Genomic DNA, 25,372 nt, shown 5'->3' on the forward strand with positions numbered 1-25,372 from the left:
CCCTGTGTTCGATTCAGTTCAGAGCGTTGGGCTTGGCCAATCGAAAGAGAGGCACCGGTACCCGGTACTCGTGACCGTCTGCCGCGCGCATGCCGTAGCTGCCCTGCATGGTGCCGACCGGTGTTTCGAGCAGGCAGCCGCTGCTGTAGGTGTGGGTTGCGCCGGGTTCGATGACCGGCTGCTCGCCGACGACGCCGGGCCCTTCCACCTGCTGAATCTTGTTGTTGCCGTCATGAATCGTCCACTGCCGATCCAGCAGCTGTGTGGCGACCGACCCATCGTTTCGGATACTGATGGTATAGGCAAAGGCGAAGCGGTTGGCTTCGGGGTCGGACTGCTCGCGCAGGAAACGAGTCTGCACGCTGATAGCGACAGTATAGGTGCTCGATGCGGTCATGCTGGGCCTCCGTCGGGTGGAGCCTGGCGTGCCAGGCGGTTGGCGAGGCGGACGAAGCCGGCCAGATCAACCTGTTCGGGACGCAGCATCGGATCGAGACCCTCCGCGGCGATGCCGTCGGCGTCCAGCAATGGCTTGAGCGTATTGCGCAGGGTCTTGCGTCGCTGGTTGAACGCTTCCCTGACCACGCGCTCAAGCATCTCCGGCTCGTCCGCCGGGAAGGGCAGCGTGGCATGAGGCGTCAGCCGCACGATCGCCGAGTCGACTTTGGGTGCCGGACTGAAGGCCCCCGGGCCGACGTCGAACAGATGTTCAACCTGACAATGATACTGAACCATGATTCCCAGCCGGCCGTAGTGAGAGCTCCCCGGCCCGGCAGCGAGGCGTTGAACCACCTCCTTCTGCAGCATGAAATGCATGTCTTCGACGCAGTGAGCCTGGTCGAGAAGATGAAACATCAGCGGGGTCGATATGTTGTACGGCAGATTGCCGACAATCCGCAGCCGCTGCCCGTCGGCGAGGCTGGCAAAGTCGAACTTCAGTGCATCGCCCTTGTGCAGCGCGAAGTTGCGCAGATGACCGAATCGCGACAGCAGAATCGGGTGCAGGTCGTGATCCAGCTCCACCACATCCAACCGCGCTCCGCTGGCCAGCAGCCCCTCGGTGATCGCGCCCTGACCCGGACCGATTTCGACGACATGCTGGCCTTCGCGTGGTGCGATTGCCCGATGGATGCGATTGATTACGCCGGCGTCGTGCAGAAAGTTCTGGCCGAATCGCTTGCGCGCCCGGTGTGGAGCGAACTGGCTCAAGCAGCACCTCCGGCTTCGATCATGTCGATGGCAGTGTCCAGCGCTACCTGCAGACTGCCGGGATCGGCGCGGCCGGTGCCTGCAAGGTCCAGCGCGGTGCCGTGGTCCACCGACGTGCGGATGATCGGCAAGCCCAGGGTGATGTTCACGGCCGCGCCGAAGCCCTTGTGCTTGAGAACCGGAAGACCCTGATCGTGATACATCGCCAGGACCGCATCGGCGTGGTCGAGGTGGCGCGGGGTGAACAGGGTGTCGGCGGGGAGCGGCCCCTGCAATTGCAGGCCTTCGCCGCGCAGACGCTCTATTACCGGAATGATGACGTCGATCTCCTCTCGCCCCAGATGACCGCCTTCGCCTGCATGCGGATTCAGCCCGCACACCAGAATGCGCGGTGAACTCAGGCCGAAACGGGCCTTCAGGTCGGCATGGGTAATGCGTATGACCCGCTCAAGGAGGGCGGGGGTAATCGCATCAGGCACCGCGCGCAGCGGCAGGTGGGTTGTGGCCAGCGCCACGCGCAAGCCGGGACACGCCAGCATCATCACCACCTGTGCGGTGCCGGTGAGCTCGGCGAAGAATTCGGTATGCCCCGAAAAGGCTACCCCGGCGTCGTTGATGATGCCCTTGTGAACCGGCGCAGTCACCACCGCGGCGAAGCGTTTAGCCAGGCAGCCGGCGCCGGCTTCGCGGAGGGTCTCCAGCACGTAGGCGGCATTGGCGGTATCCAGCACGCCCGGTTTGCTGGGTCGGGCCAGATGCACTGGCAAGACCTCGAGAACGCCTGCCGCTTGCGCCGATGCAGGCCGGGACGGGTCGTACTGTTGCAGCTGGACATCGATTCCGAGCAGCTCGGCGCGTTCGGCGAGCAGGTCGGGATCGGCAATCACCACTCGGCGGTGACGGCAGGGTTGCGCCGCCAGCATCAAACAGAGTTCCGGCCCGATGCCGGCAGGCTCGCCGGCAGTCAGGGCGATTACCGAAGCAGCCACTAGATCTTTTTCTCGACGTAGGCTTCGTCGCGAATTTCCAGCAGCCAGGTCTGCAGTTCCTGTTCGTACTTGCGGTTCTGTAGCAGGTTGGTCGCCTGCTGCTTGCGCATGTCATCGGTCATGTCGACCTCGCGCTGGCCTTCCACCTGAAGGATGTGCCAGCCGAATTGCGTCTGAAACGGGCGCGACACCTGGCCTTCGGGGATGGTGGTCATCACATCGCGGAACTCGGGGACCATGGTATCCGGGGTTACCCAGTTCAGCGAGCCGCCGTTCAATGCCGAGCCGGGGTCTTCGGAAAACGAACGTGCCAGCGTGGCAAACGACTCGCCGTTCTCTATACGCTGGTAGAGGCGCTGGGCAAGCTGAGCAGCCTCTGATTCGCTGCGGATTTCGCTGGGCTTGATCAGAATATGGCGCACGCTGAATTCGGTGACCATCTGGTTATCACCACCACGGCGTTCAAGCAGCTGCATGATGTGAAAGCCAGCCGGGGAACGCAGTGGCTGCGTGACGCCACCCACGTCCAGCCGGTCGACTGCCTCGGCGAACGGCCCAGGCAACTGTGCGGCCTTGCGCCAGCCCAGTTCGCCACTTTCCAGAGAGCTGTCGGAGGCCGAGCGGCGACTGGCCACGCCTTTGAAGTCGGCGCCGCTCTGCAGTTCCTGATAGATGGCCTGAGCCTGCTCGGCACGGCGCTGAGCTTGCGCCGAGTCGGCGTTTTCCGCCAGCGGCAGCACGATCATGGCCAGTCGGTAATCAGCAGACGTCTGATACTGGCCGACTTCCGAGCTGAGAAAGTTGCGTACTTCCTGATCGGTCACCTGAATGCGCTCGGCCACTCGGCGCTGGCGTACCCGGTTGATCAGCATCTCGCGACGAATCTGCTCACGGGCTTCGTTATAGCTGATGCCGTCGCGCTCGAGCGCGGCGCGAAACTGCGGCAGGGTCACGTTATTGCGCTGCGCGAGCTGTTCCATGGTCTGGTTGAGGCTGGCCTCGTCGATCTGCAGGCCGGCACGCTCGGCCATCTGCAGCTGAATGCTTTCCAGCACCAGTCGATCGAGAACCTGCTCGCGCAACAGCGAGTCCGCGGGCACCGCTTCGCCCCGTGCGCTGAGCTGCTGGCGGACCTCGGCCATCCTCGACTCGACCTGACTCATCATGACGACGTCGTTTTCGACGATCGCGGCAACGCGATCGAGCTGTTGCACCTGCGCCTGGGCGAGGGTGCTGAAGAACAGGCCGGCGCAGAGGCCGACGAGTGTTGTGTGAAGCTTAAAACGCATTGTTTTCACGCTCTCTGTAACCCGGGATGCCTTCGTCGAGAAGACTTTCTACACGGTTGCCGGTGACATTGCCCAGACCCTTGAGCACGATCTGCAGGAATATGCCGCGATTGCCTTCATCGGTGGCGACCGACTCGTATTCGTTGTAGTCGACCCAGTAACGATTGATGAAGCGCAGCTTCCAGCAGCAGCTGTCGTACTCGAAGCCGCCAAGCGCTTCCAGCGTTCGGTTGTCCGCCAGGTCATGCTGCCAACGACCGATGACGCTCCACTGGGGATTGATCGGCCACATGAACGACAGGTCGGACTGGTCGATGCGACGGTTGGGGTCGCGGAAGTAGGTACCGGTAAGCGAGTCGAATGTGTTCAGCTCGTTACGGTAGCGATAGCCCACGTTGATGATCTTGCGGGGCTCCGGCTGGTAGTTTACACGGATGTCCCCGGCATTGCTGTCGCTGTCGTCCGGATCCCAGAGGAGGTTGCTGCTCAGACGCCAGTCGTCATGCATCTGATAGACCAGCTCTGCAGCGTACGCCGATGAGGATTTCTCGTCGCTTGGGTCGTTCAGGCCTTCAGTATCAAGCAGCTGTACGTCGCGATCGCGGAAGTAGAATATCTGGCCAAGGCTTGCGCGGGCACGCTCGCGGCCTGCTTCGTCGAGCAGCCGGCTGGTGGTGCCGAGGGTAAGCTGATCGGCATCGCCGGTGCGGTCGCGCCCGCTGAAGCGGTCCTCACGATACAACGAGGAGTAGCTGAACGTGCTCTCATATGTATCGAACAGCGGCTGGTCGCTCTGGTCACGGTACGGCGCGTACAGATAGAAGGCCCGTGGCTCGAGCGTCTGGCGAAAGCTGCGGCCCAGCCAGCTGGTACGACGGTCGAAATACAGGCCCGTATCCAGGCTCGCCACCGGTACCGTGTTCGACGGAGTGCGGTCGGCCTGGTCGTAGTCGAAGCCGTCGGCACGCTCGTCATAGCTCAGGTCATAAGCTACCGAATGCACGCTGACAGACGGGGTGAGGAAGCCCCAGGTGCTACGCAGCGGCAGGCTGACGCGGGGGACGGCACTGACACGATGGCCGGTTGCGCGCTGCAGACCGACCAGGCTCTCGTCGGGTTTGCGGATCAGCACGCCGAAGTCGTCGAACTCGCCACCACTTTCGGTGAAGATGGTGCCTTCACTGAGGTCCCGGTCGAAGTTGGTGTACTGCAGGCTGTAATCGAAGCGCGCACCGGCGCCGATAGCGTTGCCGCCGTCCAGCTGCAGTTGTGGCATGCGTTCGTAGGGGGTCACCGCAGTGACCGTCGCCAGCTCGTAGCCATGGACCCGGGCGCTGAAGGTATAGCTGTCACCGAAGTAGTTCAGCGCACCGCGCTGGTCCATATAGATCTCGGGGCGCGACTCGAGCGCAGTGCTCAGATCCTGAAAGTAGTAGGGGTCGCTGAGCGAGCCGGTATCCAGGTCGGCGTACCAGCGTTGACTCAGTCGCTGCTCGTGCCGGGCCCGATACATCCACCGGTCGGTGCCGAATTCCTGGTCGTCCAGATACGCAGCGTTGAGCTCGCTGTAACTGACGGCGCTCATGTGGCGGAATTCGCCATCCATCAGCAGCCCGCGCTTGCTCATGTAGCGCGGATACAGCGTGGCATCGTAGTTCGGTGCCAGGTTGAAGTAGTACGGCAGCGTGACTTCAGCGCCGCTGTCGGTGCTGCTCGAATAGCTCGGCGTGAGCAGGCCGGACTGGCGCCGATCATCGAGCGGGAAGTAGAGGTACGGGGTATACAGCACCGGCACGTCCTTGACATGAAGGCGCACGTGCTTGGCTTCGCCCCAGCCCTTTTCGCGGTCGAGCTCGACATCCTTGGCGCGCAGTGTCCAGGTGTTTTCGCCGGGCTCGCAGGTCGTATAGGTGCCGTTGGTCAGTACCACCACGCCATCGTCGCGTCGCTTGATAGTGTCGGCTGTGCCCCGTGCATGCGCGGTATGCATGACGTATCGCGCGCCCTCGATACGGGTTTCCCCGGTGTCGATGCGCATGCTGGCGTTGTCGCCCAGCACCAGCACGCCCTGATCGCGCAGCCGGACATCGTCCTGCAACCGCACCAGGTCATTGGCCCGGTCGAAGCTCGCTTCGTTGGCGCGTGCCTGCAGCCGCCCCTGGCGGAGCAGAACGTCTCCCTCGAGCGTGCCAGTCTGATTGGACTGTTCGAAGCGGCTGCTGTCGGCCTCGGCGTAGACAGGCAGGTCTTCGAACGGGGTGTCATCGTCGCGCCCGGTGCGTGGCGGCTCGACGTAGGTGCCGCCGCAATAGGGCGCGATTGCCGCTTGCTGGGCAGCGCTCAGCTGGTCGCGCGGAACCCAGTCCAGCTCACCGAACTCGGATGCAGCAACGGCTTCGCGCGGCGAAGCCGCGTCCGCGCGGGTAGTGTCGACCTGCTCTTCGGCTACTGCAGCAGGCGCAGCCGTGGCGGGTTGCGGACGCGGTGGCAGCGAAGCGGGGGTTTCCAGTGTGGAGCAGCTCCATCCTGATCCGTCCTTGCTGGCCCGGCATTCGACCTGCCCGACGGCCAGGCTGGTCATGGGTTGGGCAAGCAGCAAACCGCTGGCCAGCAACATGGGGAACGAAGGGCGGAACGGAGGTTTGCGGTAGGCCATTATGTAGTTATCCGGGCTTCCAGTCGGTGCGGCTCACGGCAGCTTGTGCGGCCGCAATGCAACATGCATGCTGCGTCTGCGTTCAAAGATCACGGATAATAAAGCATTGTGCGGCGCCAGAGCCAGCGTCGGCCAGATTGGGGTGACATCATGGATTCAAGAGAAACGGCGCTTCGGGCCTGGTTGGGGCCGGCGCTGCGCAAGAGTTTCACCGAACAGGGCTGGGGCGCGCCCGGTGCCGGCGAATTGACAGCGGCAAGCGCAGACGCAAGTTTCCGTCGCTACTATCGCTGGGGCGAAGGCGCACGCAGCCTGATCATCATGGACGCGCCTCCCGAACACGAAGATACCCGTCCGTTCGTGAAAGTCGCCGGGCTTCTGAGCGAGGCGGGCGTGCGTGTACCGCACATCTATGCAGCGGATGTCGAACAGGGTTTTCTGTTGCTCGAGGACGTCGGCAGTCGGACCTTTCTCGAAGCGATGGAGGACGGCATGCTGAGCGAGGAGCGTCACCGTCTGTTCCGCAGCGCCATCGATCAGTTGATCGCCTGGCAGCTGGCCAGCCGGCCCGGCGTACTCCCGGAATACGACGAGGCAGTGCTGCGGCGCGAACTCGAACTGTTTCCGGAGTGGTTCGTCGAGCGCCACCTGGGTCGCCCATTCAGTGCAGCCGAGCGGGCCGAGTGGAGCCAGGCTTGCGCCGTATTGCTTGAAAGCATACTTGCGGAACCGAAGGTCTTCGTCCATCGGGACTACATGCCGCGCAATCTGATGGCCACGACAGGAACCCCGGCGGTCCTGGATTTTCAGGACGCCCTGTATGGTCCCGTGAGTTACGACATCAGCTGTCTTTTCGCCGACGCCTTCTTCAGCTGGCCGCCTGCCGAAAGGGTTGCCTGGACCCAGGTCTATTGGGAGCAGGCGCGCACGGCCGGACTGCCGGTGCCGGATCGTTTCGACGCGTTCCTCAACCAGTCCCGATTGATGGCGGCGCAACGGCATCTCAAGGTGCTCGGAATCTTCGCGCGTATACGCTATCGCGACGGCAAACCGCGGTATCTGCAGGATGCACCTCGCTTCGTCGGCTACCTGCGCGAAGCGTGTGCAGCTGACGCGCGGCTTGCGCCCCTGCAGCGGTTGCTCGACAGTCTGGAGTTGCACGTTTGAAGGCGATGATCCTCGCGGCAGGAAAGGGGGAGCGCATGCGCCCGCTGACCCTGACCACGCCCAAGCCGCTGCTTCCGGTTGCCGGCAAGCCGTTGATCGCATGGCATATCGAAGCGCTCGCCCGCGCCGGTATCGTCGATCTGGTGATCAATCACGCCTGGCTCGGCGAGCAACTGGAGTCGGCGCTGGGAGACGGTCGTCATCTCGGTGTGCGGATACGCTGGTCCCCGGAAGGGGAGCCGCTCGAAACCGGCGGTGGTATCCATCGTGCCCTGCCGCTGCTGGGTAAGGATCCGTTTGTGCTGGTGAACGGCGATATCTGGACGCGGTTCGACTTCAGCGCCCTGCACCTCGCGCCTGGCAAGCTGGCCCATCTGGTGCTGGTCGACAACCCTGCCTACAAGCTGCATGGCGACTTCGTGCTGCAGGCAGGACAGGTGTCGATCCCGATGCAGACGGAGGGGCTTACCTTCAGCGGTGTCTCGGTTATTCACCCGGCGCTGTTCGACGGGTGCAGCCCAGGCGCCTTTGCGCTTGCTCCCCTGTTGCGTGCCGCTGCCGAGGCAGGGCAGGTGAGCGGCGAGCATCACCCCGGCATCTGGATCGATGTCGGTACGCCGGAGCGGCTCCAGGACGCCAGCCGCCTGGCCGGAGAAGCCTGAGATGTTCTGGCCGGTTACCCTCGCCGGAACGCTGATCGGTGGCCTGTCGGCAGAACTGCCGGGCGCGCTGCTCGGAGCGGTGTTGGGCCACGCGCTCGATCGGCATTGGGGACTGCGCCGCTGGAGCGATCTGGCCACCCGTTTGGGCGCGAATGGCGAAGCGGGCTTCGAGGAGGTGCTGTTTCTGTGTCTCGGCAGGCTGGCGAAAGCCGAGGGCCGAGTCGAGCCGACGCATCTGCAGCTCGCCCGCGACATCATGCAGCAATACCGGTTTGATGAGCCCGCACGCCTGAAGGCCATGCGTGATTTCAATCGAGGCAAGGAGCCGGCCGTGCGGGTCGGGTCCCGGCTCAAGCGACTTCGGCGGCGCGAGCCGGCACGTGCAGCAGAAGTGATCGACTGCTGCTGGCGCATGGCGTTGGTGACAGGAAGCCTCGGGCAGAGATCGCGTAGCCTGCTCGATGAGTGGTCCTCCCAGGCGGGGCTTGGCCGAGCCGAACACCAGCGTATGCATCAGCGGCACCAGCGCGGCCGGACGGCCAAGCCACCCATGGCCAGTCGTGATCATCTCCGTGAGGCGGCAGCCCTGCTTGGCGTCGAGCTGGATGCCAGTGCCGACACCATCAAGCGCGCCTATCGCCGTCAGTTGAGCAGGCATCACCCCGACAAGATGCGAGGGGCGTCATCGGCCGCGCTGGCGCAGGCTGGCGAGCGAATTCAGGCGATTCAGGAGGCGTACGAGAGAGTGCGCCGCTACCGTGGGTTCCGCTGAGCCGCAGGCAGTTGACGCAACCAGCCATCGATGCGTTTGATCAGCATCTGTTGCGTCTGTGCTGTGTTGCCGGGGTTGCTGACCAGAATCTGTCGATAATGCTGATGCCCGTTGCGCTGCGCGATCAGCTGGCGCTGCCGTGCTGACTCGCTGCGGCCAAGGGCGCCCTTGGTGGCGATATCCAGCATGGGCGTGTCCCACTGCTCCAGTAATGGCTCAAGACGCGTGCCGGTGTTGGTGCTGCGTGGCTGGTGAGTGATCAGTGCGTCGACCGACGACAGTTGCTCGCCCAGCTGCATGACCCAGACCCCTGCCTGTCCTCGAGCGATCACCGCAATCGGCGTGGCGCCGGTCTCGTTGAGGAGAGCAAGCCCCAGATTCAGCCGCTCGGCGACTTGCTCTTCGAAGCGGGCCTGCCGAGCTGTGCTGTGTTCATCGCCAGTGCCAATCGATGCCGCCGGCGCGTCCGGCAATCCGATTGCGAGTGTGTTCCATCCCGTCTCGCTGAGCCGAACGCGAGCCGGTTCGATGAGTTCTGGCCAATTGGCGTGTTCGCCGACATCGGCGATCAGCAGAACGCTGCCTAGCGGGTCGGGGCGAGCTGCCGGCAGAAACAACCCCAGAAAGGTCGACTCGCCTTCGCCGAGCTGTCGGTGCTCGTCCATCGGAATCTGACGCTGCAGAGCCTGTTCCTGGCTGATCGAACGTGGCGGCAGATCGGGGCGGGTCGCCGTGACAGGATCCGGATCGGACGCTGGTGGGGTCTGGGCCTGCGCAGGCGCGCAAACGATCAGCAACAGCAGCATTAGACGGCGCATCCTCGCACCTCCTGGGGTGGTATTGCTGGAGTATAACAGCAGGGTGCAATGGCTTCGGGTAGACTAGTCGCGTTCAGTTCCCCGTCCGGAGTTAGTCATGCCCGATTACGCGATTGCCCCTTCCATTCTCTCCGCCGACTTTGCCCGTCTGGGCGAGGATGTCGATCGGGTCCTCGCTGCGGGTGCCGATATCGTGCATTTCGACGTGATGGATAATCACTACGTGCCGAACCTCACCATTGGCCCGATGGTTTGCACCGCGCTGCGCAAGTACGGTGTCACGGCGCCAATCGACGTGCATCTGATGGTCAGGCCGGTTGACCGCATCATCGGAGACTTTCTCGAGGCCGGTGCCAGCTACATCACCTTCCATCCCGAAGCGAGCGATCACATCGACCGCTCGCTGCAGCTCATTCGCGACGGGGGTGCCAAGGCCGGCCTGGTGTTCAACCCGGCAACCCCGCTCGACAGCCTCAAGTATGTGATGGACAAGGTCGACATGATTCTGCTGATGAGCGTCAATCCCGGTTTCGGCGGGCAGACGTTCATTCCCGGGACGCTGGAGAAGCTGCGCGAGGCGCGTGCGCTGATCGATGCCAGCGGTCGTGACATCCGCCTTGAGATCGATGGTGGCGTCAACGAGAAGAACATCCGCGACATCGCCCAGGCCGGCGCCGACACCTTTGTCGCCGGCTCAGCCATTTTCAGCAAGCCGGATTACAAGGCAGTCATCGACGCCATGCGAAGCGAGCTGGCGCAGGTTAGCCGCTAGGCCATGCAGACGCTGCTGCGACTTTGCGGCGGTCGGCTGCCGGACCTGGTGATGTTCGACCTGGACGGTACGCTGGTCGATTCGGTTCCCGATCTTGCGGCGGCGGTGGACGTCATGCTCGGCCGGCTCGGTCGACCTCCGGCCGGCGCCGAGCGGGTCCGTGACTGGGTGGGTAACGGTGCGGCGGTGCTGGTGCGCAGGGCGCTAGCCAATTCCATCGACCATGCCAGCGTCGACGATGCGCAGGCTGACGCCGCGCTGAAGATATTTCTTGAGGCCTACAGTGGTGGGCATGAACTGACCCGCGTGTATCCCGGCGTGACCGATCTGCTTGGTCACCTGCGTAACCAGGGGGTCCGGATGGCCGTGGTCACCAACAAGCCGCAACGCTTTGTTGGGCCGCTGCTTGAGGAAGTCGGTCTGGCCGGCTTCTTCGAGTGGCTGATCGGCGGCGATACGCTGGCGACGCAGAAACCTGATCCGGGCGCGCTGCTGCACGTCATGCGTGATGCTGGCGTAGCGGCAGGCCGGTCGTTGTTCATCGGGGATTCACGCAATGACATTCTGGCCGCACGCGCCGCTGGCGTCAGGGTCGTGGCTGTCAGTTACGGCTACAATCACGGCGAGCCGATAGCCGCGGAAAACCCCGACCTGCTGGTTGATTCACTGTCCGCGCTCATATAGTCTTTCAAGCCATTCCTGCCGAATGTATGGATCAGCCGTGTTTGTCAGCAACCGCAAACTGATGAGAGTGATCAAGGCGCTCGCCCGCTGGCGTTGGCGTACCTGATTTTGCCTGCCTGCGTGACGCGCGGGCCTCTTCGTTTGTGCGACAAATTACCTGCCCCGAGAGGCTGATCATGACCCAAGACGAATTCCTTCGCCTGGCCGACCAGGACTGCAACCGTGTACCTGTTGTACGCGAGGTGCTGGCCGACCTGGATACGCCGCTGTCCACCTACCTCAAGCTGGCCGACGCGCCGTATTCCTACCTGCTCGAATCGGTGCAGGGTGGCGAGAAGTGGGGTCAGTATTCGATCATCGGCCTGCCTTGCCGCACGCTGCTGCGGGTGACCGGCAAAACCATCAGTGTCACCACTGACGGCGTCGAGGTCGAACGTCATGAGAGCGCCGATCCGCTGGCCTTCATAGAGCAGTTTCAGACACGCTACCGCGTCGCCGAGCTGCCCGGTCTGCCACGTTTTACCGGTGGGCTGGTGGGTTACTTCGGATACGACACGGTGCGCTACATCGAGCCGCGACTCGCCGGAAAGGCACCGCAGGACATGCTGGGTACTCCCGACATCCTGCTCATGGTGTCGGACGATGTGCTGGTGTTCGACAATCTGTCCGGCAAACTGATGCTCATCACCCATGCCGATCCGAACGCCGATGGCGCCTTTGAAGAGGCCCAGCTGCGCCTGGATGCGCTGGTCATCCGCCTGCGCGAGAGCATCCCGCGTCCGCCGGTTGCAGCCGCACGCGACGTACATGAGGACGACTTCCGCTCTGGCTTCGGTCAGACCGGTTTCGAGGCTGGCGTGGAGCGCATCAAGGAGTACATTCTCGACGGCGACGTCATGCAGGTGGTGCTCGCCCAACGCATGAGCGTTCCCTATGCCGCGCCGCCGCTGGATCTCTATCGCGCGCTGCGCTGTCTGAATCCCTCGCCCTACATGTTCTTTCTGAACCTGGACGACCACCACGTGGTGGGCTCGTCGCCCGAGATTCTCGCGCGTCTGGAAGACGGCGTGGTCACGGTTCGGCCGATCGCCGGAACTCGCAAGCGCGGCCGCACGAAGGAAGAGGATCTGGCATTGGAGCAGGAGCTGTTGGCCGATCCCAAGGAGATTGCCGAGCATCTGATGCTGATCGATCTCGGCCGCAATGATGCCGGACGGGTCGCCGAGATCGGCACCGTCAAGCTCACCGACAAGATGGTGGTCGAGCGTTATTCGCACGTTATGCACATCGTCTCCAATGTCGAGGCAACGCTGCGCAAGGGCTTGACCGCGATGGACGTTCTGCGCGCCACCTTTCCGGCTGGGACGCTGTCCGGCGCGCCGAAGATCCGCGCGATGGAAATCATCGACGAGATCGAACCGGTCAAGCGCGGTGTCTATGGCGGGGCGGTGGGGTATCTGGGCTGGAACGGCAACATGGATACGGCCATCGCCATCCGAACCGCGGTGATCAAGGATCAGACGCTGCACATTCAGGCCGGCGCCGGCGTGGTGGCCGATTCCGTCCCGCTCAGCGAGTGGGAGGAAACCCTGAACAAGGGGCGTGCGGTCTTCCGCGCGGTAACCATGGCTGAACAGGGTCTGGGCTGAGGAGAGCAACATGCTGCTGATGATCGACAACTACGATTCCTTCACCTACAACGTGGTGCAGTACCTGGGCGAGCTGGGCGCAGAGGTAAAGGTCATTCGAAACGACGAAATGACGCTCGAACAAATCGAGGCACTGCAACCCGAGCGTATCGTCATTTCTCCCGGTCCCTGCACGCCGAACGAGGCCGGGGTCTCCGTGCCGGTACTCAAGCACTTCGCCGGCAAACTGCCGATACTGGGTGTTTGCCTGGGTCACCAGAGTATTGGCCAGGCCTTTGGCGGTGAAGTCGTCCGCGCCCGGCAGGTGATGCATGGCAAGACCAGCCCGGTCCATCACCACCACCAGGGCGTGTTCGAGGATCTGCCGGACCCGCTGACCGTAACCCGCTACCACTCGCTGGTCGTGCGTCAGGAAACACTGCCTGATTGCCTGGAAGTCACCGCCTGGACTCAGCGAGAAGACGGTGAACCTGACGAGATCATGGGGCTTCGCCACCGCGAGTACATGATCGAGGGTGTGCAATTTCACCCCGAGTCGATCCTCACCGAGCAGGGTCATGAACTGCTGGCCAACTTCCTTAAACAGGAAGGCGGGCTACGCCGCAGCTAAGGAGCATGCATATGGATATCAGGACCGCACTCGCACGCGTGGTCGAGCATATCGACCTGACCACCGATGAAATGCAGGATGTCATGCGCCAGATCATGACCGGCCAGTGTACCGATGCGCAGATCGGTGGCTTCCTGGTGGCACTGCGCATGAAGAGTGAGAGCATCGATGAAATCACCGGTGCTGCGATGGTCATGCGCGAGCTGGCGTCTCGGGTCGAGATCGGTGTCGATCGGCTTGTCGACACCTGCGGTACCGGGGGTGACGGCGCCAACATCTTCAACGTGTCGACCGCTGCGGCGCTGGTCGTCGCGGCCGCAGGCGGGCGGGTCGCCAAACATGGCAACCGCGCGGTGTCGGGCAAAAGCGGCAGCGCCGATCTGCTCGAAGCAGCCGGCGTCAATCTCAACCTCACGCCTGAGCAGGTCGGCCGTTGTGTCGAGGCGGTGGGTGTCGGCTTCATGTTTGCACCGGCGCACCATGGGGCAATGAAGCATGCGGTCGGGCCACGCCGCGAGCTGGGCTTGCGTACGCTGTTCAACATGCTCGGGCCGATGACCAATCCGGCTGGCGTCGAGCATCAGGTGATCGGCGTTTTCAGCGAGAAGCTGTGCCGACCCATGGCCGAAGTGCTGCGCCGGCTGGGCAGCAGGCATGTGTTGATCGTGCATGCCAAGGACGGGCTCGATGAGATGAGCCTGGCTACCAGCAGTCACATCGCCGAGTTGAAGAACGGCGAGATTACCGAATACAGCGTTACACCCGAGGATCTGGGTATCAAAAGCCGCAGCCTGATCGGGCTCGAAGTGGCCGATCCCGCAGCCTCGCTGGCGCTCATCCGCGATGCATTGGGCAAGCGCGCAACCGAGGCCGGCGAAAAAGCCGCCGATATGATTATCCTCAATGCGGGCGCAGCCCTCTACGCTGCCGACCAGGCGACGACGCTCAAGCAAGGCGTGGAGCTTGCTTCGGACGCGCTGTTTTCTGGCCTTGCACGCGAGAAGCTCAGCGAACTGGTGGCCTTTACCGACGTCTTTCGCGAGGAGGCCAGCCAGTGAGCGTGCCGACGATTCTGCAGAACATCATTGCCCGCAAGTTCGAAGAAGTAGCCGAGCGCCGTGCTCAGGTGAGTCTGTCCGACCTCGAAGCTCTGGCCGCCGCGGCGGAACCGGTGCGCGGTTTCGCCAATGCGCTGCAGGCTCGCGCGGCGGCGCGCAAGCCGGCGGTCATCGCCGAGATCAAGAAAGCCTCGCCGAGCAAGGGTGTACTGCGCGAGCATTTCGTCCCCTCCGACATCGCTGTCAGTTACGAGAAGGGCGGTGCGGCCTGCCTGTCGGTATTGACCGATGTCGACTTTTTTCAGGGTCATGATGATTTTCTCCGTCAGGCCAGGGCTGCCTGCAGCCTGCCGGTGATACGCAAGGATTTTCTGGTCGACCCTTATCAGGTTGTCGAAGCCCGCGCGATGGCGGCAGACTGCATTTTGCTGATCGTCTCCGCGCTGGAGGACGGCCAGATGGCCGAGCTGGCCAGCGTTGCGGCCGAGCAGGGGCTGGACGTACTGGTCGAGGTGCATGATGGTGACGAGCTGCAACGCGCCTTGCGTCTGGACACCCGCCTGATCGGCATCAACAACCGCAACCTGCATACCTTCGACGTCACGCTGGATACCACGCTCGAACTGTTGCCGCGTGTGCCGGCCGATCGCCTGCTGGTGACGGAGAGCGGCATTCTCAACCGCGCCGATGTCGATTTGATGCTTGCCCACGAGGTCTACGGTTTTCTGGTGGGCGAGGCCTTCATGCGGGCTGTGGAGCCGGGCACCGAGCTGCGCCGACTATTTCACTGAGCGCCATCCACCTATCGAAAAAGCTGATAGCTGCTAACCGGTTTTTGCGCTTTTCCGGTTGCAGCGTCGATGCAAGAATCGCAGCTGTCATTCTTCTGGACAGGCTCGATGCAGGTACGCAACAGTTCCGAGCGCTACGGCGCGGTCGCGGTAATACTCCACTGGCTGGTGGCTGTCAGCGTCGTGGGCCTGGCCATACTCGGCCTGTGGATGGTCGATCTCGGCTACTACAGCGCGTACTACCGCAGCGCGCCCTTCTGGCACAAGAGCGTAGGCGTCACCCTTGCAGGCATCCTGGTACTGCGTCTGCTTTGGCGGGCAGCCAATCGGCAGCCGGCACGGCTGCCCAATCACAAGGGTTGGGAAGTCCGACTCGCCGGTGCTGTGCATACGCTACTCTACCTGTTGCTGTTCGCCATCCTGACAAGTGGCTATCTCATCTCAACGGCCAAGGGCCAGCCGGTCAGCGTATTCGGCTGGTTTGAACTGCCGGCGCTGATCACGACCATCCCGCAGCAGGCTGACCGGGCCGGTGCAGTTCACTATTGGCTCGCCATGGGCGTGCTGGGTCTGGCGGCCCTGCACGCGCTTGGAGCGCTAAAGCATCATTTTATTGATCGAGACGACACACTGCGCCGCATGCTTGGCATGCGGCTTCGCAACCGCAAGGAGAACTGAAATGAAGAAAATGTTCGCTGGTATGGCATTGGGTGGTTTGCTGGCGCTGTCTGGCTCGCTGCAAGCGGCTGACTACGTGATCGACAAGGAAGGCCAGCACGCCTTCATCAACTTCAAGATCAGTCATCTCGGCTACAGCTGGCTCTACGGCCGGTTCAACGATTTCGACGGCACCTTCAGCTGGGACGCAGACAAGCCGGCCGAGAGCGACGTGCAAGTCACCATTCAGACTGCCAGTGTCGATTCCAACCATGCCGAGCGCGACAAGCACCTGCGCAGCGATGACTTCCTCAGCGCAGACGAGCATCCGCAGGCTACCTTCAAATCTACCAAGGTGGAAATGACCGGCGACGAAACCGCGAACATCACTGGTGACCTGACGCTCAACGGCGTGACCAAGCCGGTCGTGCTCGAAGCCAAGTTTCTCGGCGAGGGTGAAGATCCGTGGGGCGGCTACCGCGCCGGCTTCGAGGGCAGCACTACGCTCAAGCTCAAGGACTTCGGCATCACCAAGGACCTGGGACCGGCTTCCCAGGAAGTTGAGCTGATGCTGTCTGTCGAAGGCATTCGCCAGTAAGCTGCTAACGGCTGTCGGAGTCGAGGTACGCCTCGGCTTCGGCGATCAGCCAGTCGCGGAACACCAGCAGGGCAGCCGACTCGGCCTTGCGTTCCGGGATCATCAGATAGTACGCGTTATCACTTTCGAAACTGTGCGCGCAGGGATTGATCAACTGACCGCTCTCGAGCTCCCTGCGAATCAAAAACGGCGGTATCAGCGCCACCCCCATTCCATGCGTCGCCGCTTGTGCAAGCATCGAAAACAACTCCAATCGCGTTCCATTCAAGTCGTGCTCGACCCGCATATCCAGTGAGCCGAACCATTGCCGCCAGGCATAGGGTCGCGTGGTCTGCTGCAGCAATGGCAACCTGGCGATTTCGTCGGGTTTCAGCTCGCGGCGGGGTGCGATCAGCGCGGGGCTGCAGACCGGAACCGGCGATTCCTTCATCAGAAAATGCGCCTCGGTCCCCGACCAGTCGCCGTCACCGAAATAGATGGCGGCATCGAATTCGGTATCGGCAAAGAGAAACGGCCGAGTGCGGTTGGTCAGGTTGATGGTGATCTGCGGATTGGCCTTGAGAAAGCCGCTCAGCCGGGGCAAGAGCCACTGGGTGCCGAAGGTGGGCACCAACGCCAATTCCAGCGTTGCCGTGCCCTGATTGCCCATGACCGACAGCGTATCGCGCTCGACTGCGTCGAGCCGGCTGGCCACCCGTCGGCTATAGGTCTGCCCAGCCTCGGTCAGCTTTACGCCACGCCGTGTACGTCGGAACAATTGAACGTCGAGAAACTCTTCCAGATTGGCAATCTGGCGACAGACCGCACTCTGCGTCAGCGATAACTCTTCTGCGGCCTTGGTAAAGCTCTCATGGCGTGCTGAAGACTCAAAGCAGATCAAGGCCTGTGTCGGGGGGATCTTGCGGCGCATGGGGGGCTCCTCCGGAGCAGCGGCAAGCGGGTAGCGACAAGCTGTAAGCCGCGTGTACATGCTGTGAGCTCGTCTTTGCTTCGATTCAGCTTGAAGCTTGAAGCTTGCCGCTGCGGTATCGGAGTTCCAAATTAGCACAATAGCCGCAAAAAAACGCGGTTGTCGCCTAGCCATCCGCCGACTAGTCTTAATCCCACTCAAGACGCCGCTTCGGCGACCTACAAACACAATGGAGTTCCCATGGCCTCATCCAAAGCAAGTTTCAACTGGACCGATCCGCTGTTGCTGGACCAGCAGCTGACCGAAGAAGAACGCATGGTGCGCGATTCTGCTGCCAGCTACTGCCAGGAAAAGCTCATGCCGCGGGTGCTCAACTCGTTCCGCAACGAGCAGACCGACGCCGAAATCTTCCGCGAGATGGGTGAGCTGGGTCTGCTCGGCGCGACGATCCCCGAGCAATACGGCGGAAGCGGTCTGAACTACGTCTGCTATGGCCTGATTGCCCGTGAAGTCGAGCGCGTCGATTCCGGTTACCGTTCGATGATGAGCGTGCAGTCTTCGCTGGTCATGGTGCCGATCAACGAATTCGGCTCGGAAGAGCAGAAGCAGAAGTACCTGCCCAAGCTGGCCAGTGGCGAGTTCATCGGCTGTTTCGGTCTGACCGAGCCAAACCATGGCTCCGATCCGGGCTCGATGGTCACCCGCGCGCGCAAGGTCGACGGCGGCTATCGCCTGAAAGGCGCGAAGATGTGGATCACCAACAGCCCCATCGCCGACGTGTTCGTGGTTTGGGCCAAGACCGAAGACGACGTGATTCGCGGCTTCATCCTGGAGAAGGGCTGGGAAGGTCTCAGCGCTCCGGCGATCAAGGGCAAGGTCGGCCTGCGTACATCCATCACCGGCGAGATCGTCATGGAAGACGTATTCGTTCCGGAGGAAAACCTCATGCCGGGCGTGACTGGTCTCAAAGGCCCCTTCACCTGCCTGAATTCCGCTCGCTACGGTATCTCCTGGGGCGCGCTGGGCGCAGCTGAATTTTGCTGGCACACCGCGCGTCAGTACACCATGGACCGCATGCAGTTCGGCCGTCCGCTGGCGCAGACCCAGCTGGTACAGAAGAAACTCGCCGACATGCAGACCGAGATCACCATGGCACTGCAGGGCTGCCTGCGTTTGGGTCGCATGAAGGACGAGGGCACCGCAGCGGTCGAAATCACCTCGATCATGAAGCGCAACTCCTGCGGCAAGGCGCTGGACATTGCCCGCGTCGCGCGGGACATGCTCGGTGGCAACGGTATTTCCGATGAGTACGGCGTGATCCGTCATGTGGTGAACCTGGAGGTGGTCAACACCTACGAAGGTACCCACGACGTGCATGCTTTGATCCTGGGTCGTGCTCAAACTGGTCTGCAGGCGTTTTTCTAAAGTTCGTCCGGATCGGTGTGCGGGCTGGCTGGGCAACCACCAGCCCGTTTTGCTTTTAAGAAGGTCCAGAGCATGCGCTGCTGGGTGAGGATTCGAAGCGGTCAGGTCAGACCGTAGGCGCCCTGGACGGGCACCTTCGAGCCCCCAGGGATGGGTTCACGGCGTGTCTGTCCTGACCGCTTCGGATCTCTCTGCTTCCTAGACCCAAAGCTGGGTGGGTTTGGGTCGTGGCGTGAGCTGGCGGTATCGGCCTACCCCGGTGCTGGACACGCTGCAAGTACGTCCCTGTAAGCTCGGCGGCGCCCGTCCTGGGCGCCGACGGTCCAGACCGAGGCAGGTCGATACCTTCGCGATACTTCGGAGCTGCCTGGCCGGAAACCTAACTGCGGTTACGAAGCTTGATGGAGGGTCATATGACTACCGCACTAGAAGGCCTCAAAGTTCTCGACATGTCTCGCGTTCTCGCCGGCCCCTGGGCCGGCCAGTTGCTTGGCGATCTTGGAGCAGATGTAGTCAAGGTGGAGCGTCCGGGCGCCGGTGATGACACTCGGTCCTGGGGGCCGCCTTATCTTAGGGACGAAGAGGGCAAGGACACCTCCGAGGCCGCATACTTTCTCTCAGCCAACCGTAACAAGCGCTCTGTCGCGATCGACATCACCCAATCTGACGGACAGCAACGGGTCCGAGAGCTGGCGGCGCAGGCCGATGTGCTGATCGAGAACTTCAAGGTGGGCGGGCTAGCGGCGTACGGGCTCGATTATGCATCGCTGCGCGAACTCAACCCGCTCCTTATCTACTGCTCCATCACCGGCTTTGGTCAGGACGGCCCATACGCGCAGCGTGCCGGCTATGACTTCATGATTCAGGCGCTGGGTGGATTGATGAGCATCACCGGGCGTGCGGATGACGAGGCCGGCGCCGGCCCGGTCAAGGTCGGCGTGGCGGTCACCGACATCCTTACGGGACTGTATGCGAGCAATGCCATCCTCGCGGCGCTGGCCGAGCGCGAGCGCAGTGGGGAGGGTCAGTATATCGATCTGGCACTGCTCGACGTCCAGGTCGCCTGCCTCGCCAATCAGGCGATGAATTATCTCACCACCGGGCAGCCGCCCGGACGGATGGGCAATGCGCATCCGAACATCGTGCCTTATCAGGACTTTCCGACAGCGGATGGTGATTTCATCCTCACCGTTGGCAACGATGCCCAGTTCCGTCGCTTCTGCCAGGTTGCCGACCGTGGAGCATGGCTGGACGACCCGCGTTTTGCTACAAACGCTGCGCGCGTGACTCATCGTGCCGAGTTGATTCCGCTCATTCGTCAGGTCACGGTGTTTCGCAGCACGGCTGAATGGATAACCGCGCTGGAGGAGGCGGGGGTGCCTTGCGGACCGATCAATACATTGCGTGATGTATTCGAAGATCCGCAGGTCAGACACCGCGAATTGTTGATTCAGATGGACCATTGCAAAGCCGGGCAGATGCCGCTGGTGGCCAGTCCGATCAAGTTGTCCCGTACTCCGGTCAGCTATCGACGACCACCGCCTCTGCTCGACGAGCACGCTGCCGAAGTGCCGGATGACTGGCTTCGGCAGCGGTAGGCTGATCGGTGCCGTTGGCTTGCTGAGCAACCGAGACGCTTGCGGCGCTGAAGGGTCGTCAGGGTACCAGCAACACCGGACGATGGCTGGTGCGCGCCACGGCTTCTGCGGTGCTGCCGACCAACAGTTCAGCAATCGGCGTATTACCACGTTTGCCGATGATCAGCAGTGCCACCCCTTCATGGTCGGCGTAGGAGCTGATCTTGTCCGCCGGGTCGCCGGACATCCGTTTCGACTCCAGGTTGGTGAAGCGGCGCTGCATGTCGTCCAGAAAGGGCTGCATGCGCTCGTCTTCGGCCTCGCCGGCATGGTCATCCTTCACCCATACCACCTTGCTGGCGGTCGCATTCTGAGCGAGCTGCTCGAAATGGCGTTGGGCGTTGCGCGAAGCATCGGATCCGTCACTGGCGAGCATGATCGGCGCATTTGGCTGGCTGGGTTCGCCGTCGTAGGGAATGACCAGCACCGGCACTCGGGCGACGCGTACCAGGTGCATGACGGAGTTGCCGAACAACGCGGCGCGACCTGCAGAGTGACTGCGGTTCAGGGCGATGATCGCGTCTGCGCCATGCTTCCTCGCGGCAGCGGACAGTTCGGAAGCCGGGAAACCGTGGCGCACGTCGCTGGCGACCGATACACCGAGCTTGCCGGAGATGTCATCGCCGAGCCGGCGTAGCCGGCCGTCAATGGCCACGTCGTCATCTTCGAGCCGCCGACGATTCTGCGGCTCGACAGCGTAGACCAGCGTCAGTCGTTCGATGCCCAACAGGTCGATCAGGTGGGGTAGATGATCGTAGATCTTGTCCCACTCGTCCGAGTAGTCGACGCTGAGTATGCAGTGCGTGAGCATGGGTAGGCTCCTTTGTCTTGCGGCAGAAGGTATACCTACAGTGACTGCCCGGCCGCTATGAAATTCAACGTGCCGGGGCTTCGCTATGGCTCAGCGGCTGGAGACGGGTGGCACGGCGCCGCATTCCGCGGCAACCCAGCGGGTCGTCTCGCTGTGCTGGATCTCCACCGGACCGCCGTCCATCCCCGGCTGCCCCGGCGGCATGTCGCCCACGTCCATCTCGTAGACGCCCTTGCCGGTGAACCGCGAGCGCATTTCTCGTGAGCTGACCATGGTCAGCTCTCCCTGCATATCTCCAGTGAAGCCCTCGTTGCCTTCGCAACGCCCGGTAAAGCTCAGCGTTGAGTCGCTGGCCTGATCAATCTCTATCTCGCAGTTCTGCATCTGCTCGCGGGCTTCGGCGAGTATGGCTTCGGGGTCGGCCATCTTTGCCGCCTGGTCCGCGGTGATGCATTCGGTCTGCACGCCAGGGTCGCCCTGACTCTCCAGCATCGACTGCATCTGCGCGCGCTGCTCCGCGGGAAGCCCCTCGAGCGCCTGCTGTTGGGCGGCGCGCATCTGTGCCATCAGATCCTGACCATTGATCAACGTGCGCGCTTCACTACGCCACAGACCCGGCTCGGGCTGCGGTCGAATGGATTCGGCATTGACGTGTACAGCAACGATGGCGGTGACAGCCGCAGAAACGGATACCAGATAGCGAGGCATGACGACTACTCCATAGACGAAAGGAGGCCGCTGCATTGGGAGCGAATGTCCCGAGAAGAATACCGGCCGGATTGCCTCTGAGACCGTTGCCACGGGTAAAGGTGCCGGTGCGCTGCATCAAACGCCCGCGAGTGTGAAAAAGCCCGGCAGGAGCCGGGCTTTCTGGGGGATCAGCGTGGGCTGAACAGTGCTGGTTTTTCCCGCTGTGGCCGGTTGTTGGAGCGGCCATTGGGACGTGGCGTGCTGGCAGGCGCGGCCTTGTTGCCGTTGGCCTGCAAGCGGCGCTCTTCAGCTACACGATCGAAGGGCTCGTTCGCCGGGCGGGCTGCCCGTGGCTCGCTGCGGTTGCGCGCCGGACGGGGCTGATTGCCGCGGGCTGTGTTCTGGCCGCCCGTTGCGCCTTTGCTGTTGGCATTGGCGCTCCCGTTGCGCTGACCGCGGCCGCTGGGCTGGGCGCCTCGCGGGCGCTCCGGACGATCGCTGTTCAGCTCGGCTTGCGCCGGCGCTTCGAAGCCGTCGAGCGTGCCTTCGTCAATGCGCTGGCGGGTCATGCGTTCGATAGCCTTGAGCAGCTTTTCCTCGTCCGGGCTGACCAGCGACACCGCTTCGCCGCTGCGGCCCGCACGGCCGGTACGACCGATGCGGTGCACGTAGTCTTCCGACACGTTCGGCAGCTCGAAGTTGACCACGTGCGGCAGCTGATCGATGTCCAGGCCGCGCGCGGCGATATCGGTAGCCACCAGTACGCGAAGCTCGTTTGCCTTGAAGTCGGCCAGGGCCTTGGTGCGGGCATTCTGGCTCTTGTTGCCGTGAATCGCAGCGGCAGACAGGCCGTTCTTGTCGAGGTACTCGGCCAGGCGGTTGGCGCCGTGCTTGGTGCGGGTAAACACCAGAACCTGTTCCCAGGCACCCTGGGTAATCAGGTGGGCCACCAGCGCACGCTTGTGGCCGGACGGTACGCGGTAAACCTTCTGCGCGATGCGTTCGACGGTGGTGTTCGGCGGCGTGACTTCGATGCGCGCCGGATTGTCGAGCAGACGGTTGGCCAGCTCGGTGATCTCTTTGGAGAATGTCGCCGAGAACAGCAGGCTCTGACGTTTGGTCGGCAGCTTCGCGATCACCTTCTTCACGTCGTGAATGAAGCCCATGTCGAGCATGCGGTCGGCTTCGTCGAGCACCAGTGTTTCAACCTTCGACAGGTCGACGGCACGCTGGCCGACCAGATCCAGCAGGCGACCCGGGCACGCCACAAGAATATCCAGCCCCGGTGCAATGGCGCGGATCTGCGGATTCGGGCCCACGCCGCCAAAGACGCAGGCGCTTTTCAGCGGGAGTTCCTTGCCATAGGCCAGGATGCTGGCGTGCACCTGTGCGGCGAGTTCGCGGGTGGGTGTCAGCACCAGAACGCGAATCTGCTTGGGAGTGCGGCGATAGGTCGCATCAGCCTGGCCGTTGGGAAACAGTTTTTCCAGAATGGGCAGAGAGAAGCCAGCGGTCTTGCCGGTGCCGGTCTGCGCGGCGACCATCAGGTCGCGACCTTCCAGGACGGCCGGTACGGCCTGTGCCTGAACGGGGGTAGGAGTGGTATAGCCAGTGGCTGCCACGGCGCGCACCAGCGCGTCGGACAGGCCGAGAGAAGCAAAGGACATTCAGATAACCCTGTGATGGCCAATGCCCGGTCAGGAGAAGCCTGAGCCCGGTTGGCCTGTGATGAAGAGGGCGGAGTATAACAGAAAGGCGAGAAGTGCGAGGAATGCACTGGCCCGGCGGTCAGGGCGGGGAGGTGTCGACCCCGCCAGGCACCGCGTTTTGTCCGTAGCGCTCAAGTATGGCGGTGTATTCGGCCGTCTGTTTGAAAGCGCGCAAGGCGGGGCCAAATGCTTCGGCCAGCGTGAAAAGCGATTCGGAGCGATGGAAGGCGAGATACAGCTTGCCGCTGCTAAGGGCTGTGGGGTGATAGCCCAGTTGATCGGCTATGCCCAGGTGCTGGGCGAGATAGAGCCCGACGCGCTGGTCCATCGCAACCATGTCGATCCGACCGCGCATCAGTTTGAACAGGTTGGCCTCGAACGTCGGTGCCGGCTCGCGGACGAAATGCGAGGCCTCGGTAAACTCGGCGCTGCTGTAGGTGTAGCCCGGCGAAACGCCTATGGTCAGGCCGGCAAGATCCGCAAGACTGTCGAATGGATGGGGTCGGTCCCGATGGTAGAACAGGACGGTCTCGTTCCGGGAGAGGTGCTCGTCGGGGAAGTGCAGCGCCTCGATCCGCTCGGCACTCGGCACGATATCGAGAATGGCATGCGCACCACCCGTCTTGACGGTGTGCAGAGCGCGCTTCCAGGGGAGCAAATCCCAGGTCACCTCGTGGCCCAGCTCACGCAAGACGTGTTCGGCGATTTCCAGATCGACACCCAGATAGCGTCCGTTCTCCTCGAATACGTACGGCGGCCACGGCTCGCTGACCACCCGCAGGGGGTCGGCCGCCGAGCCGGCGCTGAAGATCAGGCAAAGCGTCGCGAGGCAGACGCGTAGGTTCATCGGCGCTCCGGTAAGCGGTAATCGCCTAGCCGGTGCGCAGATTCCGCCACACCGCCAGGCTGGGTTCGGCCTGGTTCAGAGTATAAAAGTGCAGGGCCGGTGCGCCACCTTTAATCAACTGCTGACACATTTCCGTGACCACGTCGGTACCGAAAGCGGCGATGCTGGCGCTGTCATCACCGTAGGACTCCAGCTGCTTGCGAATCCAGCGGGGAATCTCGGCGCCGCAGGCGTCCGAAAATCGGGCCAGCTTGCTGTAGTTGGTGATCGGCATGATGCCCGGAATGATCGGGATCTCCACCCCGGCCTTGCGCACCCGCTCGACGAAGTAGAAATAGCAGTCGGCGTTAAAGAAATATTGGGTAATCGCGCTGTCGGCGCCCGATCTGGCCTTGCGCACGAAGTGTTCGAGGTCCGCGTCGAAATGGCGCGCCTGTGGATGCGCTTCGGGGTAGGCCGCGACTTCGATGGTGAAATGATCCCCGGTTTCCTGGCGGATGAACTCCACCAGTTCGTTGGCGTAACGCAGCTCGCCGGAGGCCTGGCCCATGCCCGAGGGCAGGTCGCCCCGCAGTGCGACAATGCGTTTGATGCCGGCTTCACGGTATTCGTTGAGCAGGGTGCGCAAATCGTCCTTGGAGTCGCCTACACAGGAGAGGTGCGGTGCAGTAGGCACCTTCACTTCCTGATCCAGCTGAAGCACCGTGTTGCGCGTCCGATCGCGGGTAGAGCCGCCGGCGCCATAGGTGACGGAAAAGAACTCCGGGTTCTCCTGCGCCAATACATCCGCCGCCGCCATCAGCTTTTCATGGCCGGCATCGGTCTTGGTCGGAAAGAACTCGAAGCTGACACGGCTGTAGTTCTGAGTGGTCATCCTGTTTCTCGCTTGAGCTTCAAGCCGCAAGCTGCAAGCTTCAAGCAGTCGGTGCCCAGGGCACGTCCCGGCTTGCAGCTTGTAGCTC

General features: G+C 62.6%; 23 protein-coding genes and 2 pseudogenes. 13 read left to right on the forward strand and 12 right to left on the reverse strand.

The window, feature by feature from the left end:
• Window positions 1-13: 13 nt before the first annotated feature.
• From apaG to KEM63_RS01950, 5 genes are read right to left on the reverse strand one after another with little or no spacing between them, the layout of a single operon-like run.
• Window positions 14-397 (reverse strand): Co2+/Mg2+ efflux protein ApaG, encoded by a 384-nt coding sequence (gene apaG / locus KEM63_RS01930; RefSeq protein WP_223654493.1) that lies wholly within the window; start codon window positions 395-397, stop codon window positions 14-16.
• Window positions 394-1,209 (reverse strand): 16S rRNA (adenine(1518)-N(6)/adenine(1519)-N(6))-dimethyltransferase RsmA, encoded by an 816-nt coding sequence (gene rsmA, locus KEM63_RS01935; protein WP_223654495.1) that lies wholly within the window; start codon window positions 1,207-1,209, stop codon window positions 394-396. Before rsmA ends, apaG begins: the two co-directional genes overlap by 4 nt.
• On the reverse strand, window positions 1,206-2,198 hold the full coding sequence (gene pdxA, locus KEM63_RS01940) for a 4-hydroxythreonine-4-phosphate dehydrogenase PdxA (RefSeq protein WP_223654496.1): 993 nt from the start codon (window positions 2,196-2,198) through the stop codon (window positions 1,206-1,208). Before pdxA ends, rsmA begins: the two co-directional genes overlap by 4 nt.
• Complete coding sequence (locus tag KEM63_RS01945; protein WP_223654497.1) at window positions 2,198-3,487, reverse strand: peptidylprolyl isomerase; 1,290 nt, start codon at window positions 3,485-3,487, stop codon at window positions 2,198-2,200. The genes pdxA and KEM63_RS01945 overlap by 1 nt, the downstream gene beginning before the upstream one ends.
• Complete coding sequence (locus KEM63_RS01950; protein WP_223654498.1) at window positions 3,477-6,143, reverse strand: LPS-assembly protein LptD; 2,667 nt, start codon at window positions 6,141-6,143, stop codon at window positions 3,477-3,479. The genes KEM63_RS01945 and KEM63_RS01950 overlap by 11 nt, the downstream gene beginning before the upstream one ends.
• A gap of 150 nt (window positions 6,144-6,293) precedes the next feature.
• On the opposite strand from KEM63_RS01950, the gene KEM63_RS01955 reads away from it, so the two are divergent.
• The 3 genes from KEM63_RS01955 to KEM63_RS01965 are packed head-to-tail and all read left to right on the forward strand — an operon-like array spanning window position 6,294 to window position 8,744.
• Complete coding sequence (locus tag KEM63_RS01955) at window positions 6,294-7,310, forward strand: aminoglycoside phosphotransferase family protein (protein WP_223654500.1); 1,017 nt, start codon at window positions 6,294-6,296, stop codon at window positions 7,308-7,310.
• Window positions 7,307-7,972 carry an N-acetylmuramate alpha-1-phosphate uridylyltransferase MurU gene (gene murU, locus KEM63_RS01960; RefSeq protein WP_223654502.1) on the forward strand — a complete coding sequence of 222 codons (666 nt, stop codon included), beginning with the start codon at window positions 7,307-7,309 and terminating at the stop codon, window positions 7,970-7,972. The genes KEM63_RS01955 and murU overlap by 4 nt, the downstream gene beginning before the upstream one ends.
• Before the next feature lies 1 nt (window position 7,973).
• Window positions 7,974-8,744: a DnaJ domain-containing protein gene (locus KEM63_RS01965; protein WP_223654504.1), complete on the forward strand. Its 771-nt coding sequence runs from the start codon at window positions 7,974-7,976 to the stop codon at window positions 8,742-8,744.
• On the opposite strand, the gene KEM63_RS01970 is transcribed toward KEM63_RS01965, so the two are convergent.
• Complete coding sequence (locus KEM63_RS01970) at window positions 8,726-9,562, reverse strand: DUF3530 family protein (RefSeq protein WP_223654506.1); 837 nt, start codon at window positions 9,560-9,562, stop codon at window positions 8,726-8,728. The two genes, KEM63_RS01965 and KEM63_RS01970, sit on opposite strands and share 19 nt — an antisense overlap.
• Before the next feature lie 97 nt (window positions 9,563-9,659).
• Between KEM63_RS01970 and rpe the strand changes: the two genes are divergently transcribed.
• From rpe to KEM63_RS02015, 8 genes and pseudogenes are all read left to right on the forward strand, one after another.
• On the forward strand, window positions 9,660-10,334 hold the full coding sequence (gene rpe / locus KEM63_RS01975) for a ribulose-phosphate 3-epimerase (protein ID WP_223654508.1): 675 nt from the start codon (window positions 9,660-9,662) through the stop codon (window positions 10,332-10,334).
• A 3-nt stretch (window positions 10,335-10,337) separates the two neighbouring features.
• Window positions 10,338-11,124, forward strand: a pseudogene (locus KEM63_RS01980) (phosphoglycolate phosphatase).
• Between the two features lie 70 nt (window positions 11,125-11,194).
• Complete coding sequence (gene trpE / locus KEM63_RS01985) at window positions 11,195-12,667, forward strand: anthranilate synthase component I (RefSeq protein ID WP_223654512.1); 1,473 nt, start codon at window positions 11,195-11,197, stop codon at window positions 12,665-12,667.
• Between the two features lie 10 nt (window positions 12,668-12,677).
• Window positions 12,678-13,277, forward strand: a complete 600-nt coding sequence (locus KEM63_RS01990) for an aminodeoxychorismate/anthranilate synthase component II (protein WP_223654515.1) — start codon at window positions 12,678-12,680, stop codon at window positions 13,275-13,277.
• A gap of 11 nt (window positions 13,278-13,288) precedes the next feature.
• On the forward strand, window positions 13,289-14,335 hold the full coding sequence (trpD, locus tag KEM63_RS01995) for an anthranilate phosphoribosyltransferase (protein ID WP_223654517.1): 1,047 nt from the start codon (window positions 13,289-13,291) through the stop codon (window positions 14,333-14,335).
• Window positions 14,332-15,126: an indole-3-glycerol phosphate synthase TrpC gene (trpC, locus tag KEM63_RS02000; RefSeq protein ID WP_223654519.1), complete on the forward strand. Its 795-nt coding sequence runs from the start codon at window positions 14,332-14,334 to the stop codon at window positions 15,124-15,126. Before trpD ends, trpC begins: the two co-directional genes overlap by 4 nt.
• A 108-nt stretch (window positions 15,127-15,234) precedes the next feature.
• Window positions 15,235-15,804, forward strand: a complete 570-nt coding sequence (locus KEM63_RS02010; protein WP_228744802.1) for a cytochrome b — start codon at window positions 15,235-15,237, stop codon at window positions 15,802-15,804.
• Between the two features lies 1 nt (window position 15,805).
• Entirely contained in the window at window positions 15,806-16,381 is a 576-nt protein-coding gene (locus KEM63_RS02015) for a YceI family protein (RefSeq protein WP_423747823.1), read from the forward strand.
• Window positions 16,382-16,385: 4 nt separating this feature from the next.
• Here the strand turns inward: KEM63_RS02015 and KEM63_RS02020 are convergent, their stop codons facing one another.
• The gene (locus KEM63_RS02020) at window positions 16,386-17,291 is read right to left on the reverse strand and encodes a LysR family transcriptional regulator (RefSeq protein WP_223654523.1); all 906 of its coding nucleotides are present in this window, start codon (window positions 17,289-17,291) and stop codon (window positions 16,386-16,388) included.
• Window positions 17,292-17,531: 240 nt separating this feature from the next.
• Between KEM63_RS02020 and KEM63_RS02025 the strand changes: the two genes are divergently transcribed.
• Window positions 17,532-18,716: an acyl-CoA dehydrogenase gene (locus KEM63_RS02025; protein WP_223654525.1), complete on the forward strand. Its 1,185-nt coding sequence runs from the start codon at window positions 17,532-17,534 to the stop codon at window positions 18,714-18,716.
• Between the two features lie 413 nt (window positions 18,717-19,129).
• Window positions 19,130-20,314 carry a CaiB/BaiF CoA transferase family protein gene (locus KEM63_RS02030; protein ID WP_223654527.1) on the forward strand — a complete coding sequence of 395 codons (1,185 nt, stop codon included), beginning with the start codon at window positions 19,130-19,132 and terminating at the stop codon, window positions 20,312-20,314.
• 58 nt (window positions 20,315-20,372) lie between these two features.
• On the opposite strand, the gene KEM63_RS02035 is transcribed toward KEM63_RS02030, so the two are convergent.
• The 5 genes and pseudogenes from KEM63_RS02035 to metF form a co-directional block, all read right to left on the reverse strand.
• Window positions 20,373-21,164 carry a universal stress protein gene (locus tag KEM63_RS02035; RefSeq protein WP_223654529.1) on the reverse strand — a complete coding sequence of 264 codons (792 nt, stop codon included), beginning with the start codon at window positions 21,162-21,164 and terminating at the stop codon, window positions 20,373-20,375.
• Window positions 21,165-21,254: 90 nt separating this feature from the next.
• The gene (locus KEM63_RS02040) at window positions 21,255-21,872 is read right to left on the reverse strand and encodes a DUF3617 domain-containing protein (RefSeq protein WP_223654531.1); all 618 of its coding nucleotides are present in this window, start codon (window positions 21,870-21,872) and stop codon (window positions 21,255-21,257) included.
• A 415-nt stretch (window positions 21,873-22,287) separates the two neighbouring features.
• Window positions 22,288-23,521 (reverse strand): annotated as a pseudogene (locus KEM63_RS02045) (DEAD/DEAH box helicase); the annotation flags it as partial.
• Window positions 23,522-23,642: 121 nt separating this feature from the next.
• Complete coding sequence (locus KEM63_RS02050; protein WP_223654533.1) at window positions 23,643-24,410, reverse strand: substrate-binding periplasmic protein; 768 nt, start codon at window positions 24,408-24,410, stop codon at window positions 23,643-23,645.
• Window positions 24,411-24,435: 25 nt separating this feature from the next.
• A complete protein-coding gene (metF, locus tag KEM63_RS02055; protein ID WP_223654535.1) occupies window positions 24,436-25,284 on the reverse strand; it encodes a methylenetetrahydrofolate reductase [NAD(P)H] in 849 nt (282 codons plus the stop codon).
• Window positions 25,285-25,372: the final 88 nt, after the last annotated feature.

Origin of the sequence: Halopseudomonas nanhaiensis, assembly GCF_020025155.1 — a bacterium.
GTDB classification, from domain to species: Bacteria; Pseudomonadota; Gammaproteobacteria; order Pseudomonadales; family Pseudomonadaceae; genus Halopseudomonas; species Halopseudomonas nanhaiensis.

What these genes read in the sequence shown, in the direction of transcription:
- apaG (WP_223654493.1), bottom strand. Translation starts at nt 397, where the DNA reads ATGACCGCATCGAGCACCTATACTGTCGCTATCAGCGTGCAGACTCGT.
- KEM63_RS01945 (WP_223654497.1), bottom strand. Translation starts at nt 3,487, where the DNA reads ATGCGTTTTAAGCTTCACACAACACTCGTCGGCCTCTGCGCCGGCCTG.
- KEM63_RS01950 (WP_223654498.1), bottom strand. Translation starts at nt 6,143, where the DNA reads ATGGCCTACCGCAAACCTCCGTTCCGCCCTTCGTTCCCCATGTTGCTG.
- KEM63_RS01955 (WP_223654500.1), top strand. Translation starts at nt 6,294, where the DNA reads ATGGATTCAAGAGAAACGGCGCTTCGGGCCTGGTTGGGGCCGGCGCTG.
- KEM63_RS01965 (WP_223654504.1), top strand. Translation starts at nt 7,974, where the DNA reads ATGTTCTGGCCGGTTACCCTCGCCGGAACGCTGATCGGTGGCCTGTCG.
- KEM63_RS01970 (WP_223654506.1), bottom strand. Translation starts at nt 9,562, where the DNA reads ATGCGCCGTCTAATGCTGCTGTTGCTGATCGTTTGCGCGCCTGCGCAG.
- rpe (WP_223654508.1), top strand. Translation starts at nt 9,660, where the DNA reads ATGCCCGATTACGCGATTGCCCCTTCCATTCTCTCCGCCGACTTTGCC.
- trpE (WP_223654512.1), top strand. Translation starts at nt 11,195, where the DNA reads ATGACCCAAGACGAATTCCTTCGCCTGGCCGACCAGGACTGCAACCGT.
- KEM63_RS01990 (WP_223654515.1), top strand. Translation starts at nt 12,678, where the DNA reads ATGCTGCTGATGATCGACAACTACGATTCCTTCACCTACAACGTGGTG.
- trpD (WP_223654517.1), top strand. Translation starts at nt 13,289, where the DNA reads ATGGATATCAGGACCGCACTCGCACGCGTGGTCGAGCATATCGACCTG.
- KEM63_RS02010 (WP_228744802.1), top strand. Translation starts at nt 15,235, where the DNA reads ATGCAGGTACGCAACAGTTCCGAGCGCTACGGCGCGGTCGCGGTAATA.
- KEM63_RS02015 (WP_423747823.1), top strand. Translation starts at nt 15,806, where the DNA reads ATGAAGAAAATGTTCGCTGGTATGGCATTGGGTGGTTTGCTGGCGCTG.
- KEM63_RS02020 (WP_223654523.1), bottom strand. Translation starts at nt 17,291, where the DNA reads ATGCGCCGCAAGATCCCCCCGACACAGGCCTTGATCTGCTTTGAGTCT.
- KEM63_RS02025 (WP_223654525.1), top strand. Translation starts at nt 17,532, where the DNA reads ATGGCCTCATCCAAAGCAAGTTTCAACTGGACCGATCCGCTGTTGCTG.
- KEM63_RS02030 (WP_223654527.1), top strand. Translation starts at nt 19,130, where the DNA reads ATGACTACCGCACTAGAAGGCCTCAAAGTTCTCGACATGTCTCGCGTT.
- KEM63_RS02035 (WP_223654529.1), bottom strand. Translation starts at nt 21,164, where the DNA reads ATGCTCACGCACTGCATACTCAGCGTCGACTACTCGGACGAGTGGGAC.
- KEM63_RS02040 (WP_223654531.1), bottom strand. Translation starts at nt 21,872, where the DNA reads ATGCCTCGCTATCTGGTATCCGTTTCTGCGGCTGTCACCGCCATCGTT.
- KEM63_RS02050 (WP_223654533.1), bottom strand. Translation starts at nt 24,410, where the DNA reads ATGAACCTACGCGTCTGCCTCGCGACGCTTTGCCTGATCTTCAGCGCC.
- metF (WP_223654535.1), bottom strand. Translation starts at nt 25,284, where the DNA reads ATGACCACTCAGAACTACAGCCGTGTCAGCTTCGAGTTCTTTCCGACC.